The sequence below is a fragment of the Okeania hirsuta genome (genome assembly GCF_003838195.1).
GTDB classification, from domain to species: Bacteria; Cyanobacteriota; Cyanobacteriia; order Cyanobacteriales; family Microcoleaceae; genus Okeania; species Okeania hirsuta.
The window spans coordinates 1-14,837 of sequence record NZ_RCBY01000007.1; the positions used below are offsets into that span (position 1 = coordinate 1).

14 protein-coding genes and 1 pseudogene are annotated in these 14,837 nt (G+C 37.7%); 6 read left to right on the plus strand and 9 right to left on the minus strand.

Going from position 1 to position 14,837, the window contains the following annotated elements; translation table 11 throughout:
* Nucleotides 1–1,734, plus strand: a 1,734-nt coding sequence (locus tag D5R40_RS02145; protein WP_124154174.1) for a CHAT domain-containing protein, incomplete at its 5' end; no start/stop codon positions are given.
* A 522-nt stretch (nucleotides 1,735–2,256) separates the two neighbouring features.
* On the opposite strand, the gene D5R40_RS02150 is transcribed toward D5R40_RS02145, so the two are convergent.
* From D5R40_RS02150 to D5R40_RS02160, 3 genes are all read right to left on the minus strand, one after another.
* Nucleotides 2,257–2,649, minus strand: coding sequence for a LolA-like protein (locus D5R40_RS02150; RefSeq protein ID WP_124147227.1), 393 nt, complete (start codon nucleotides 2,647–2,649; stop codon nucleotides 2,257–2,259).
* A gap of 180 nt (nucleotides 2,650–2,829) precedes the next feature.
* On the minus strand, nucleotides 2,830–3,240 hold the full coding sequence (locus D5R40_RS02155; RefSeq protein WP_124147228.1) for a hypothetical protein: 411 nt from the start codon (nucleotides 3,238–3,240) through the stop codon (nucleotides 2,830–2,832).
* Between the two features lie 404 nt (nucleotides 3,241–3,644).
* A complete protein-coding gene (locus tag D5R40_RS02160) occupies nucleotides 3,645–4,262 on the minus strand; it encodes a glutathione S-transferase family protein (protein ID WP_124154175.1) in 618 nt (205 codons plus the stop codon).
* An 886-nt stretch (nucleotides 4,263–5,148) separates the two neighbouring features.
* Here D5R40_RS02160 and D5R40_RS02165 point away from each other — a divergent pair.
* Nucleotides 5,149–6,639, plus strand: coding sequence for a dihydroorotase (locus D5R40_RS02165; RefSeq protein WP_124143624.1), 1,491 nt, complete (start codon nucleotides 5,149–5,151; stop codon nucleotides 6,637–6,639).
* A gap of 169 nt (nucleotides 6,640–6,808) precedes the next feature.
* Here D5R40_RS02165 and D5R40_RS02170 read toward each other — a convergent pair whose 3' ends face one another.
* A complete protein-coding gene (locus D5R40_RS02170) occupies nucleotides 6,809–7,834 on the minus strand; it encodes an SRPBCC family protein (RefSeq protein ID WP_205127588.1) in 1,026 nt (341 codons plus the stop codon).
* Nucleotides 7,789–8,346 carry a DUF1838 family protein gene (locus D5R40_RS02175; RefSeq protein WP_124154177.1) on the minus strand — a complete coding sequence of 186 codons (558 nt, stop codon included), beginning with the start codon at nucleotides 8,344–8,346 and terminating at the stop codon, nucleotides 7,789–7,791. The genes D5R40_RS02170 and D5R40_RS02175 overlap by 46 nt, the downstream gene beginning before the upstream one ends.
* Nucleotides 8,347–8,706: 360 nt before the next feature.
* Here D5R40_RS02175 and D5R40_RS02180 point away from each other — a divergent pair, with 360 nt between their 5' ends.
* Nucleotides 8,707–9,522 carry a DUF1838 domain-containing protein gene (locus D5R40_RS02180; RefSeq protein ID WP_124154178.1) on the plus strand — a complete coding sequence of 272 codons (816 nt, stop codon included), beginning with the start codon at nucleotides 8,707–8,709 and terminating at the stop codon, nucleotides 9,520–9,522.
* Nucleotides 9,523–10,009: 487 nt separating this feature from the next.
* Entirely contained in the window at nucleotides 10,010–10,684 is a 675-nt protein-coding gene (locus D5R40_RS02185) for a response regulator transcription factor (protein WP_124143623.1), read from the plus strand.
* Nucleotides 10,685–10,750: 66 nt separating this feature from the next.
* Here D5R40_RS02185 and D5R40_RS02190 read toward each other — a convergent pair whose 3' ends face one another.
* Nucleotides 10,751–10,957 (minus strand): hypothetical protein, encoded by a 207-nt coding sequence (locus tag D5R40_RS02190; protein ID WP_124143622.1) that lies wholly within the window; start codon nucleotides 10,955–10,957, stop codon nucleotides 10,751–10,753.
* A 379-nt stretch (nucleotides 10,958–11,336) separates the two neighbouring features.
* On the opposite strand from D5R40_RS02190, the gene D5R40_RS02195 reads away from it, so the two are divergent.
* Together D5R40_RS02195 and D5R40_RS02200 are read left to right on the plus strand one after the other, a co-directional pair.
* Nucleotides 11,337–11,540, plus strand: a complete 204-nt coding sequence (locus D5R40_RS02195; protein WP_124143621.1) for a hypothetical protein — start codon at nucleotides 11,337–11,339, stop codon at nucleotides 11,538–11,540.
* A complete protein-coding gene (locus tag D5R40_RS02200; protein WP_124143620.1) occupies nucleotides 11,533–11,991 on the plus strand; it encodes a hypothetical protein in 459 nt (152 codons plus the stop codon). Before D5R40_RS02195 ends, D5R40_RS02200 begins: the two co-directional genes overlap by 8 nt.
* A 550-nt stretch (nucleotides 11,992–12,541) precedes the next feature.
* Here the strand turns inward: D5R40_RS02200 and D5R40_RS02205 are convergent.
* The 3 genes and pseudogenes from D5R40_RS02205 to D5R40_RS02215 form a co-directional block, all read right to left on the minus strand.
* Nucleotides 12,542–13,282, minus strand: a pseudogene (locus tag D5R40_RS02205) (Uma2 family endonuclease); the annotation flags it as partial.
* 751 nt (nucleotides 13,283–14,033) lie between these two features.
* Complete coding sequence (locus D5R40_RS02210) at nucleotides 14,034–14,267, minus strand: tetratricopeptide repeat protein (protein WP_124143619.1); 234 nt, start codon at nucleotides 14,265–14,267, stop codon at nucleotides 14,034–14,036.
* A 150-nt stretch (nucleotides 14,268–14,417) separates the two neighbouring features.
* Nucleotides 14,418–14,621 (minus strand): hypothetical protein, encoded by a 204-nt coding sequence (locus D5R40_RS02215; RefSeq protein WP_124143618.1) that lies wholly within the window; start codon nucleotides 14,619–14,621, stop codon nucleotides 14,418–14,420.
* Nucleotides 14,622–14,837 lie beyond the last annotated feature (216 nt).

A 14,837-nucleotide genomic window follows, 5' to 3' on the forward strand; every position in this document is an offset into this window, starting at 1 on the left:
GAGGCGATCGCCAATCAAGGAGATGCTAATATCGATATTCAACCAGGTGGTAATATTTCCGTAGAAGAGCAAACAGCTATTTCTGAAGGCGGGAATGCAACTATTAATAATACTCCAGATAATACCAATACCCCAGAACAAATAGCGATCGCCCCACAGGAAATAGAAACAATTACTAATATTGATAGTGGCGACATTATTATACCAGAAAATAACACTGATAACCAGATTCTCCCAGTAGAAACTAACCCTACCCAATCAGAAAATCTTAACAATTCAACAGATATACCAGTAATCACCTCAACTGACACCACTTCCACCCAGTCAATATTACAGCAAATATCAAGCAATATCAATTTTTTCACCCTGACCACTCCCACTAACAATAACCAAACAATCAATGCTGGTACTGCTCAAGAACAAACAGAAACATCTATCAGCACTACAACTGACACCCAACAAATCTTAAAAACAATTAATCCTGTTAATACCAAATCTCTAATAACAGCTACAGCTTCAGACCAAGTAGTAACAACGTTAGAACGAAACAGTCTCCAGGAATACTCAGATTACCTGGGAGCAGATTTGGAGGAAAAATTAATTTCTACACAAAGCGTCCGAGATATTTTAAGCGACATGGCAAATCAAACCGGAAAAGAATCTGCCATTGTTTATATTAATGTCTATCCAGAACAATTACAAATAATCTTATATACCAAAGAAGGTCAACCAATAATCAAAACCATTCCCTCTGTTAACCGCGAACAAATCATGGAAGTTGCACTAGAATTACGAATAAGAGTTACAACTCCAGCTAACCAAGATAATGATAGTTATCTATCACCAGCACAAAAATTATACAATTGGCTCATCGCACCCATAGCATCGGAACTAGAAGCAGCTAATATCGATACCTTACTATTCAGTATGGATGAAGGTTTGCGCACTTTAGCCGTAGCAGCATTACACGATGGCGAACAATTCCTGATCGAAAAATATAGCCTGAGTTTAATTCCCAGTGTTAGTTTAATGGATACCAACTACCGAACGCTTCAAAATACTCGGGTATTAGCAATGGGAGCAAGTGAGTTTATTGCTCACAATTCCTTACCAGGAGTACCTGTCGAACTAGAAGTTGTTTCTCAAAAACTATGGCAGGGTAGTATGTTCCTAAATGAAGATTTTACTCTTCATAATTTAATTACTCAAAGAGAAAGTTATCCTTATCCTATTATTCATTTAGCCACTCATGCTGATTTTAGACCGGGAAAAATTAGTAATTCTTACATTCAGTTATGGGGTGAAGAACAAATAAAATTAGACCAAATTAGGGAGTTGGGTTGGAATGAGAGTTCTGTAGAATTGTTAGTATTATCAGCTTGTCGCACCGCCTTTGGGGACAAAGATGCCGAATTAGGATTTGCGGGATTAGCAATAGCAGCAGGAGTAAAGTCAGCTTTAGCTAGTATTTGGTATGTGAATGATCGAGCCACCTTAGCATTAATGACTGAGTTTTATAGTCATTTGAATCAGACTAGGATTAAGGCGGAAGCTGTAAGACAGGCGCAGTTATCAATGTTGCGTGGGGATGTAGTGATTAAAAAAAATCAGATCGCGAGGGTTGGAGGTCGTGAGTCAGTAGAGTTACCATCGGTGCTAGGAGAAATGAGGAATCGAAAATTATCTCACCCTTATTATTGGGCAGGGTTTACCATGGTGGGTAGTCCTTGGTAGTAGGGTAGTGTGGGGTGATGGGGTGATGGGGAGGCAAATTTCCACCTGCTTGGTGCGCTACCAGATGCAACTAACGTCGTCGCGGGGTTGCATCCGCTTTTTCCCCTATTCTATTTCTCTAGCTCCTGATATCAAATCCGTTTTATTGAACATAAAAAAATTCTCGAATCGTCATAAATACGCTCATCTTTGTGATTCTTTCTCCTCCTGAATCCTGTACGTCCCCAATCCGACGGCTCCCCTACCTGACTCGGTCCTCCTACCTTCAAAAGATTTTATCAAAATAATATGGGTCGCGCCACCCCACCTTGACTGGCGAAATATTTTTGGAGTGAAGCTCAAATCCCCTACTTTCCCTCCTGGGAGGGGCGAGGGGTGGGTTAACTTCTGACTTCTGACTTCTGACTTCGTTAAACCGATGCTACCAGATTTGATCTGATGGGTAGGGTGGGCAAACATCAAGTCTATTAACTGCTAACATCAATCACTACATTTGCCCACCCCTACAAAAAATTATCTTAATTAACGACTATTCCCAAATACTCTGATTCTTACTAGTGTATCTGGAACAGGACTCTCATTTGAGAATGTAACTGAGCTTCGTGGTACGACTGGATAATTTCTTTGGACTGGACGGTCATCTGGGCCTATTACTATTGGATAGTCAATATCACTGTTAACTACAGCTTCTTTGCCATTTGAGAAATTGGTCAAAATAACATCTATGGAGCTAACTCCAAATTCAGGTATATCTACATATAACAAGTCTCCAGAGAATGGCAATTCTCGAAAACATTGTGGCTCTTGTCCTAAAAAACAATATTCAGCTGCCATTGCAGGGCTGGGGGAAACTACTGCGAAAGATAGTAAACAGAAAAAAAATGCAACGATGACTTTGCCTAATGCTTTCTTCATTTTTATTACTCCGTAAGTCACTTTGTGTGTGAACGTTTTCTCCAAATATCCAGAGGAGTTTCTTCCTCTATTATTACAATTGTTTCGTGATGGGTAGGGTGAGCAAACATCAAGTCTATTAACTGCTAATATCAATCACTACATTAGCTCACCCCTACAAAAAATTATCTTAATTAACCACTATTTCGCAACTACTGTGATCCGTATAGGTGTATTTGTAACACGACTCGCATTTGAGAATGTAGCTGAACTCGATGGTTGGACTGGATAAGTTATTACTTCACTAGTTTTATATGGGGGTAGTTCTATTGGGTTGCCAAGATCGGTGTTAAATATAGCATAATATTCTTGTGAGTAATTGCTGACAGTAACATCTATAGCGTTAACTCCATATGGAGGTATATCTACAAATAACAAGTCTCCAGATTCCGGCAAGTCTTCTACACATTGTGGCTGTTGTCCTAAATAACAATAATATTGAGCTGCCATTGCATGGCTGGGGGAAACTACTGCAAAAGATAGTAAACAGACAAAAAATGCAACGATGACTTTGCCTAATGCTTTTTTCATTTTTATTACTCCGTAAGTCACTTTGTGTGTGAACGTTTTCTCCAATCACAGACTATAACAAACTTTATGAGATTGACTATTATTTAGCTTTTCTTTATATTCCACAAGTTTAGGGCATCCATTATTGATTACTATAGCGCTACGCATTAAGGTGTTTGACATGAATAGAAGCTGAAACCCTTTTGTCTTCTCCTATTGCCTGTTGCCTGTTGCCTGTTGCCTGTTGCCTTGCGCGTAGCGCTATAATATCAACAACTACATTTACCCACCATACTATTTTTGACTTTTGACTTTTGATTTTTAATTTGAGGTGATCGCAACTACTAAATCCTAAAAGTAATAAATTATAGATACTAAGTGGGTTCTATAATTCCTATTCCTCCTGACTCTGTAGGGACTAAGCATACTTAGTCCCTACCTACTTCCTACTCCTTATTTAAAGGAACAGTAGACTTTACTGATTCACGTTGATGTAATCTATTGAACCAGTTTTTTAAATTCTCATATTCCAAAACCCAATCTTCATTTACCCGAAGGTTATAGTAACCCAAAGAACATAATGTTGTTACATCTGCTACTGTCCATTGTTCATCACCTAACAAATACTTAGATTTAGCTAATTGTTGATCGAAAACTGATAAGAGACAATTAATTGACGTTTCTAATTGTGTTCGATAATCAGTAGGGTCAAAATTGTTTGTCAAATTTAGTTTCCATAAATTGATAATATTATCCCCTAAATTATCTCCTAACTCTTCCCATTTACGACATTCAAGTTTTGCCTGGGGATGAGTAGGGTAAAAATTTGGTTCTGGATAAGTTTCGTCTAAATACTCAGCAATTAATGTAGAATCCCAAATGACTGTGCCATCTTCTTCTACAAACACAGGTACTTTACCAATGGGAGAAATTTTCAGAAAATCATCGGGTTTGTTCTGTAGATTAACAGCCTTGAGTTCATAATCTAATTTTTTTTCTGCTAATAATATCCGAATTTTTCGAGCAAAGTTTGATAGTGGATGATAATATAAAATTCTTTTCATTGAGATATCTCCAAAAAAGCCATAAATAAAGTGTAAACTATCAGCATTCAGCCATCAGCTATTGCTTTTAGTGAGATAAAAGCTTTATGTAAGCATCAGCCGTCAGCTTTCAGCTATTAGCTTTTATTGTATGGGTTGACAACTAAAACTCGTCGTTTTTGTGCTTCAATTCTCTGGTTAAAAATGTAGTATAAGTTCAACGAATCCTTACTTCATTCATTAAAAAGCTGAGAGCTGAATGCTTAGAGCTTGATTAATTGAGTTAGAATTAAATCTTACTACGAAAGTCGGCTCCCTTGACCTTAAAGTCTATATTCATTAAACACTTTCCTTCAGGACAGAGTCTTATTGGTGAGAGTTGAATACCCACAATAAAGTTTACCATAAAATTTGGTTTTTTCAACTATTTGGTTTTTCAACTATATTAGGACTTATATCATGTCCGCTGGTATCGTTTGTGTAAAAGTTAGCGTGAATATTTACAGCAAATTTAAGTTTTTTGAAGTTTTTTCCAGCTTTTTAACCTTGTTTACTTCTTCCTTCTTCCTTACCTTACAATACCGATGCTACCGGAGATGATATTACGCAAAGAAACCGGGTTTATAGGATAAATCGTTATTTTTATAATAAACATTGAAAAACCCGGTTTCTGGGTTTGTCTGCGGTATCGGTATAAAAAAGCGTAGAAACCGAGTTTGTTTGAAATACCCCACTGACTAACATCTACCTCTCAAAAACCTGGTTTCTAATAGTTTGTTTGAAATACCCCACTAACTAACATCTACCTCTCAAAAACCCGGTTTCTTATAACACCTCCATTGCCATTGCTATATGATTTCCAATTATGTCAAAATAAAAATCTTACTCAATTATTGGGGATAAATTAATGTCAGAAGTATTAGATTTCGATTTAGTTATTAAAAATGTCCGGGTAGTGCGCCCAAATCAGAATTCGATCGCTCGCCTCGACTTAGGAATTAAAAATGGCAAGTTTGCTCATATTGCTCCAGAAATCAACCCAGAATTAGGTAAGGAGGTATTCGATGCCAAAGAATTATTAGGTTTTCCTGGGTTAGTAGACTCCCATCAACACATTGGTATTTATCAACCTCTACCTCAAGACGCTATTACAGAAACAAAAGCTGCTGCTATGGGTGGAGTGACAACAGGTTTAACTTATATTCGGACTGGGCAATATTATCTCAACCGAGGCGGTGCTTACAAAGATTTTTTTCCTGAAGCATTGAAGCTTTCAGAAGGCAATTTTTTTGTAGACTATGGCTATCACCTTGCCCCTATTAGCAGTAGTCATATTGATGAATTACAATTTTTATTTGAGGAATATGGAGTGCCATCATTCAAAATATTTATGTTTTATGGCGGCTATGGTTTGCACGGAATGTCAGACCAACAAAACCTATTTTTGATGATTGACAAATCAGAAAGATACGATTTTGCTCATTTTGAATTTATCATGCGGGGGTTAACTAAATTACGGGAAACTCACCCAGAAATGCAGGATTATATTAGTTTAAGTTTGCATTGCGAAGTTGCTGAAATTCTCAATGCTTATACTAAAATAGTCCAAAATGATAGCTCTCTGACTGGTATCAAAGCTTATAGTGCTGCTCGTCCTCCCCATTCAAAAGCACTAGCAATTGTTATTGCTTCCTATTTAGCTTATGAAACCAATTGTGTCAATATTAATTTATTACATCTGAGTTCCCAGAAAGCTGTGGAAGCGGCATTAATGATGCAAACAACATTCCCTCATATCAACTTTCGCCGAGAAGTGACAGTGGGGCATTTATTATTAGATGTGGATGCACCTACAGGCAAATGGGCGAAAGTAAATCCACCTATTCGTTCCCGTGAAGATGTAGAATATTTATGGCAAGCGGTATTAAATCGACAAATTGATTGGATAGTCAGCGATCATGCCTGTTGTTCGGCGGAGAAAAAAGCGAGTAGTCAAGACCCGGAGAATATCTGGTTAGCCAAATCTGGTTTTGGCGGTACGGAATATTTATTATCTGGAGTTTTCAGCGAAGGCAGTAAAAGAGGAATGTCTAATAATCATATCGCTGAGTTGTTGTCGTGGAATCCTGCACAACGTTATGGTTTGTTAGAAAAAGGGGATATTGCTGTAGGATATGATGCAGACTTAGTACTTTTCGACCCCAATAAAACTTTTGTTGTGCGTGCGAGTGAGTCAGAGTCGCAACAGGGTTATACACAATTTGAAGGAATGGAGTTAACTGGAAAGGTGAAAAGTACATTTTTGCGGGGAAACTTGATTTATGACAAAGGAGAAGTTTTAGGGTCGCCCCAAGGAAAATATTTGAAGCGACCTTATGGGAAAACAGTTGGAAGTTAACAGTTATCATAAAGTAGTGCTGTTAGCGATAGCATAACGCACCATTTTTGATATTGCTGGTGCGTTACGCTCCACTTCGTTCCACTAACGCACCCTACTGGACTGACATTGACTTGATTAAATTCAGTCAGGAATTACTTCTAAATTCTAAATTGCGCTTAGTACAATATTAGCTCAAATATTCATCCAAAACCTGATGAAAGTGACGGATGCGAGATTCTTGATAGTTACCCAGAGTAATACCAGGTTTGGCGGATGCCTTCAAACCTTTTTGCAGTCGCAGAAAATTGGAAGTGTCTTGATCTAGAAAAGGCCCTATTCCTCGTAATTCTGGTGCATCAGCAAAATTCTGTTCTAATGATAGCCAGGTAATCTTTGCTGCTGGTGGAGTTATCCCAGGTGGGAATGGTTGGAGGAGAAGCACATCCATAATGCAAAGATCAGGATTAGCACCATAAGGTCTAAAGCGAAATTGGAGCGGTTGACCGACACCAGGCCAGTTCATAAGGTTTGGGAAAATAAAGTAAGAAATTGCATCTAGCATTTCTGTATCAGAAACAGCAGAGCAGTCAATCTTAAGATGTTGCTTTAAGGTTTGGCGAGTCACCTCTGCTGCATAAGCACGAGGGTTCATTTCGTCAGACATCTGTAATGTTGCTGGGTCTCCTCCTTTAAATTCTATTAGAGCTTTTGCGGGAACCATTGGGTCTTTTGGTTTACCGAGATGAGGACTACAAACAGCAAACGGACTAATCATGCGATTGTGACGACCATAAATGTCATATTGGGAATTAACATCTCCGATAAGTTTGAGAATTTGTGGATGTGTTGTAATTACATGATAAGATTCTAAAGTAGCCGTTAGTGTAACTTTCCAGTTAGCAGGCATCACTTTGGCAACGTGAGCTGCTGTAAACCTTTCTTGTAAAGCAAACTGTTGAAAATGTTCGGGTAGATTTTCTAAGTAACTCTCCAGAGACTCACAGTCTGAGTCAAAATTAATAAAGACAAAACCCTGCCATGTTGCCACCTTAATTTCAGGCAACCGGAAAGCTTCATCCTCTACTTGTTCAAAATCCCAACGACAAGGAATATGAGCTAGAGTACCATCCAATTTCCATGTCCAACCATGAAAGGGACATTGTAAAGCTAAAGTATTTCCCTCGTTAACACATAATTGGGTTCCACGGTGCAAACAAGAATTGTAGAATGCCTGAATTTTGTCAGCTTTACTTCTTTAAATTTTTCTCCAGGGCAATAATCTCGATATTTACTTTCTTTTGCCAAAGGATGAGGATATTCTAAAGGAATTTCTATAACTTTTTTCACATATCCAGAATTCTGAGGGATTACAATTTTTTTTGGTGAGACAAAACCCTGGACCATCCGGTTAGCAATATGTACGACAGGAACTTCTTTTACTTCTTCTCTAGGTCGCCAATAGTCTAATACTTCTTGAGTAGATGAGTCGCAAAATAAACATATTTCTCGATTAATTCTATGTCCGGCTTCCCCATATTCTGGATGTGGTTTGATAAATACTTTTGTGGCATTCATCCCAATAATAGAAAACAACTTTTCTTGAGGTTTTCCAGGTGATTCTATCCACCAAACTTCTCCACCCCAGTTATAGTAAAGTTGTTTACCATGATTCTCTCTATAAAAATTTAAGTTATCAAATTCATAGTCATTAAAATATTCATCCATGATTAACTCCAGCTTTCTATAGCAGTCCTATTTTATTTGTGTATAAAAATCTTACCGCTTTTAGGGAACAGGGAACAGGGAACAGGGAACAGGGAACAGGTAGAAGTTTCAGTTTTTTTATCTACTTTTTGATTTGTCACAACTTATTTAGGATTGCTATATAAGTTATTTTTGTAGTAATTGATCGTTGCTTATTGACTATTTAGTAATTAAAATTAGCTCTGAATTATAATTTTATCTTTCACATTTAAAGTATGTCTGAAAAGTTAGACGAAAAAACAAAAAAAAATCAAGCTGATAGCTGATAACTGAATGCTAATTGCTATATTATGATAGACAAAACATTATATCAGCAAACGAATGGTCAATCTCACCAAAAAACTCCTGGAAGCAAAAGACTGGGTTAAAGTGCGTGCTAGTACCGACGCTCAACAATCTTTTCTGACTTGGCAGGGTTCGGTTTATGCCTTTATTCCTGGGGAACCGAAACAGCATTTGTTCCAAATAGTAGGGATGAGTGTGGCCAGATGTGTTCCGAGGTCGGAGGGAGGTTGGGATTTTACTTCTAGGGAACTAACATTTTATCTTGACCCCGAAACAGGGGAAAAGTTGGATACTTGGAAAAATCCCTGGACGGACGAAGTTTTGCCTGTAGTTCATGTGGCCAATAATCCGGTACAGGGGTTGTTTAAAAGACCAATGCCTGCATTAGTTGATCAGGAGTTGACTACTTATAAGTTTGACCTGTTTTCTAACTACCCCAACCCCCTCGCCGACGATCCAAAGTTTGCTGAATATAGTCCTCAATCTCTTTATCAAGCTAGCGAATTGTTTAAGTTGACAGTACCCACGGCAGATTTACAAAATTCTGACACAACTTCTGTATCTAAGGTAATGTTGGCATGGGATAGAATAGGTCCTTGGGTGCCGTGGATGAAAATGGGCGATCGCTCTGGTAATCTAATTTATAGTGCCTGGGGTGGGAAGGTGGCTAGTGTTGCAGAATTACCCCAGTTAATTCAGGATGAAATGAATACTCGCGTTCCATTGTTTAAAAATGCAGCTAAATCTATTTTAGATAAGGATGACGTGACTTCTTGGATTTATTTTAAGCAACATTTTGATGCTTATTTGAAAGGAGAAAAATTTCCCATTCCGGTAGAAGAAGTTGAGTAGAATTATTTATTTGTATAATTAATAGATATCTTCAGAGAAGAGGGAGTAGGTCGTAGGGACGTTGCATGCAACGTCCCTACAGAGTAGGGAGAAATAATTGATAATTTCTGTGCGATAATTGATTTTATTTTTTATTATTGGAGAAGTCTAATAATTACGATGCACCTATTGCGGGCAAGATGCCCGCACTACAAATATTTCCTTGTTAGGACTTGTGTTTGAATAAGAGGATTGAATAAAAAAAAATTTCTTTTTTTCTTTGATGCGTAGAGGTTTTAAACCTTAATTATTTGGTAAATTCTTCTTTCTTAACTATCTAAAATAATAGTATAGCAAGAAATGAGTTGCTGAGGACTTATGTTGATAATGAACCCTAAGACAGGGAAATGTTTTTCTGACTGTTGCCTGTTGCCTGTTGCCTATTCCCTATTCCCTATTCCCTGTTCCCTACTATAGAATAAATAGCAGTGTTTAGATTAAAAAACAAATGTCATCTAACATTCTGGTAGTTGAAGATGAGGCAAAACTAGCTCAATTTATTGAGCTAGAACTTAAATATGAAGGTTATCAAGTAACGGTGGCTAATGATGGATTCGCTGGCATAACAATGGCACGAGAAATTAAGCCAGATTTGATAATTCTTGACTGGATGTTACCTGGTTTATCGGGGTTAGAATTATGTCGTCGTTTGCGAACTACTGGTGATAAAGTACCAATTATTCTATTAACAGCTAAGGATGATGTGAGCGATCGCGTAGCTGGTTTAGATGCAGGGGCAGATGATTATGTATTAAAGCCTTTTAGTGTAGAAGAATTATTAGCTAGAGTTAGGGCACATCTTAGACGTACTCAAGAACCTAATCCTGATTTATTGATGTTTGAAGACCTGAGTTTAAATAGAAGTACCAGGGAAGTTTATCGGGATAATAGGGCAATTGAATTAACAGCAAAAGAATTTGATTTATTGGAATATTTAATGGCTCATCCTCGACAAGTTTTGACAAGAGATAGAATATTAGAAACTGTCTGGGGTTACGATTTTATGGGCGATTCAAATATTATTGAAGTTTATATTCGTTACTTACGTTTGAAGTTAGAATCTAATGAAGAAAAAAGGTTAATTCAAACTGTGCGAGGAGTGGGTTATGTTTTGCGGGAATAATTTAGGAATAAGGAAAAATATTATCTGGAGAAATGTTTTTCCCACTATTAATTATTAATTGTTAAACTATTCCCTACTATATTCGTGCATTTCTTTTCTCGCCTTTTCTGTTATAGCTTCCTCTAACCACTGACTTCTATTAGGGAGCGATCGCACATACTGATCAATATCCTGTGGAACTCTTACAGATAAAGGTTTGTCAGCTTTTGGCTTTTCACCTTCACCTAATACGGTCATTATTTGGCCTTTTTTATTTCTGACTAACTTGGACATAATTTTTTGCTAATGATTTTTCCATCTATTATACTATTATACTATGTATACATCGGTCATATTTTTTTATCATTTTCTTTGTGGGTTTAATACCCCACCGTCTACACGGTGTTCAAAATTACTTGGGGTGAGAATCCCCATGTAATTTTCCTCCTGTCTCCTGTCTCCTGTCTCCTGTCTCCTTCTTCAATCTTCTATTCTGACGTATACATCAGTAATATTTATCAAAAAAAGCTATATACAGACGTATACATCGTTTAATATAAAAATATGAAGCATCCCTGGAAGTTAACTAGGGACTTAGTACAAAAAAACTTGGGCTTTGAAGTCATAGCTTCAGCCCAAGTAACAAACAAAATATACACTCTAATCTTAGCAAATGTCAGAGCCGAATAATAGTGATAAAAACAACACATCTAGCCATTGGGCAGTTTCAGAAGAAGATTGTGAAAATATGGCAGAAAGAAATCAATGGAAATTATTAGAAACTAGGAAAGACGATAGTAAATCTATTCTTGATACAGAATGTATTTTTGAGGGAGAAACATCATTTGCAGACCACAAAGAGAAAGACAATGACTGAAAATATTGAACAATTATTAGACGATCAAGCAACTCTCATTATTTACATGGTAAAACAAGGGGAGCAATGGGTTCGACATTCAGGAGGGTTAATTGAAAAAGATGAAACAACTCGTCTTATTCGTGCTAGTTATGATTGGCAACCGGTAGAAAAAAGACAGTATGAACAAGAAATTGGTCGGCGACTCTATTCTACTGGTTCTGGTGCTACTCTTCGTTCTTCTAGGGCAATTCCTACGGACTGGATAGTTTCTCATGTAGAACGTTATGAACCAGACCTGCAAAATATGCCATTATTCCGTGAAGTTATTATTGCATATTGTGAGAAAAAACCAATGACTATTGAGGAATATAAATCTTTAGTTTATGAACGAGAAGGTCAAGTTTCAGTTGAATCTTTTGGCGGTAATGAACAGCGTTATCAAGAGTGGTTGAAATCAAATGGAACTTGAGAAAATTTATAGAACCCCCGATCGTATCTTCATAAATATGCGCGTTTTTTGAGCTAGGAGACAGGAGACAACCCACCCCCAACCCCTCCCAGGAGGGGAATACAGGAGACAACCCACCCCTAACCCCTCCCAGGAGGGGAAGGTAAGAGGTAAGAGGGTAGATGTGGGGAGAAATAATATAAAAAATTCAACACTCCTTGCTGATGATTGTTCCTCACTCATTGATGCGCGAAAAGACTTGACTACCATAATTATATAGACCTCAAATGGGTTCTATAGACTAGATAATACAGCAGATTGCACCAAGGGTGAGGTACACTCATAACGGGCAAGATGCCCGCACTGGGAAGATTTAATTGTTAATATCTGTACTTCATATACTTGAAATCTGCTGTATTACCTAACTATTAGACATCTCCAATAATCAAAAATAAAATCAATTATTATCCATAAATTATCAATTATTCCCCTCCTGGGAGGGGGAGGGGCGAGGGGTGGGTTGCCTGTTCCCTGTTCCCTGTTCCCTCTTTTGGAGGAGATGTCTATTAGAAATTTTCCTCACTTCCTCAACAGTTAAACTCAGAATTTGTGCTACTTGTTCCACACTCATTCCCGTTGCTAATAATTGAGGAATAGCATTTCTTCGTGCTTGGCGTTCTTGTTCTGCACGTTGGCGTTCTTGTTCAGCTTGGTTGGCAAAGCGATCGCCACGCGCTTTTTCTACTTCTGCTCTTTCTGTTCCTGTTAACAACAAATTACCTTCAGAGTCCCACCAACGCAACCATGATAAACTTTGATTTTGATAGGAACCTTCCAATTTTTCTAATTCTATTCCCAGGGGTTCAATGAAATAGTGACCGCGCTCATTAGGAGACATCTAGCGATAAGACTTATCCTCTAAATGATACATTTCTAAACTGCCAGTTTTGATGAGATATATTCCGTAGTAATCTATTTTGATAATCTGCTCGTAGACCCAAAATTTTCGTGGTTTTGTTGTTTGACCATCTTCGGAAACTGACAAAGGTGTTTTGTCTAATTCTTCTGTTCCGTCTCCAATAGCAAATTCTAGAGCAATTAAAGGTGCCATATATTCTCGCCACAGACAATAGGAACAACGAATTGCACCGTTTAATAGTGGTGGTACATCGGGAATGTAAAACCAATTTGGTGCTTCTGCACCTTTTTCGGGGGGTTCTGTTTCTCGCCAATAGATACCACTATCTTGCCCGATGGCATAATTTCCATCTGGGTGTTGTTGTTGTAAAATTGGTGCGATGGAATCAGTTATACCAAATTCACGCAAAGGCAGTTACATCTTAATTTGTGATTTCTTCTTAAAAGAAAAAATTATAAATTCCATAAATTCTAAAATTTCCACCTTTTTTCCTCTTTAATAGAGTTGTTGGGAAATAACAATTGAACAATGCTCAAAAGCTTATTCTATAAGGTTTTCATGATTCTAGGAGTGAAAAACGCTATAAACTTTGACCAATAAGGGTTTTAGCCATTTTTTTAGCTTAATTCCCAACAACTCTAATATTTATGTTTTTCTTTCTCTGTTCCCAGCTCCCGTGTTCCCTGTTCCCTGTGTCCTCACGCTTTGCAATATTTTATGAAATTGGTATTAAAAGGATACTTTGGGGATGCTCCTGGAAGTTTTTCACTAGATATTTCTCTCTTTTTTAACACAGAGCGATCGCTCTTGATATTTCATATCATGTCCGGTAGCATCAGTATTGTATAGCAAAAATAGGGAACACTTAACTGGGAACAGGGAACAGGCAGGAATACTTAAGGGCAATAAAAAAAACTTAAATTCCCTGTAGATATTCACCCTTGGGTTTACACAAACGCGCCCCAGCGGACATGATATCAGTCTAGTAGGGTGCGTTAATGAAATGTAAAGCAGCATGATTATGATACCCGGTTAATTAAAAATGGTGCGTTACAACGGATTGTTAAATACCTTATGATAGCGAGTAATTAATGCCGTCTAACACACCCTACTTGACTCTCAAGTCCCTACCGAATTCTGACTTCTATTTCAAATTCTCCAATACCTCAGAAGTAATCGGATTTTCACCCTTTTTCAACGCCGAAATCCAACTTTGACGTTTTGCTTTTTCCTCCCCATCTTCCACCAAATCTACGAATACTTGAAAATCAGAAATCGCTCCCTGATAATCCCCTGTTAATACCCTCGCTAAACCGCGACTATCCAGAATTCCACCATCATTAGGACTCAATTCAACTGCTTTTTCACAAGCGAACATCACATCTTGAGCCTGATTATATAAGCTACCAAACCAACAGATTGAATTCCAATCCTGAGCACCTATTTCTAAGTCTGAATCTAATTTTTGTGCTTCATTGTAAAGGCTAATTGCCTGTTCTATTTTTCCCTCTATTACTAATTTTTTTCCCTATTCTACTTTACCAGTAGCAGCTAACCTTTTCGCCACAACTGCTGGGTCTGTTTCTTTTGTTTCTGTATCGGGGTCAAGGTCAATTTCTGGTAAGAATTCTTGTGCTTCTTTAAAGAGAGAAATTGCCTCATTTATTTTGCCCTCTATTACTAATTTTTTTCCCTGTTCTACTTTACCAGGAGCAGCTAACCTTTTCGCCACAACTTCTGGGTCTGTTTCTTTTGTTTCTGTATCGGGGTCAAGGTCAATTTCCGGCGACCATTTTTGGGCTTGTTTGAAGATAGAAATTGCCTGCTCTATTTTGCCCTCTGTTGCCAGCCTTCTTTAGCCCAATTCTATTAAAGAGCGAAAAAAAGTGCAACTTTTTAAGCTTGAGCGACTAAAAAGTTAGGATAAAAGGGAGAATAATTGTAGAAA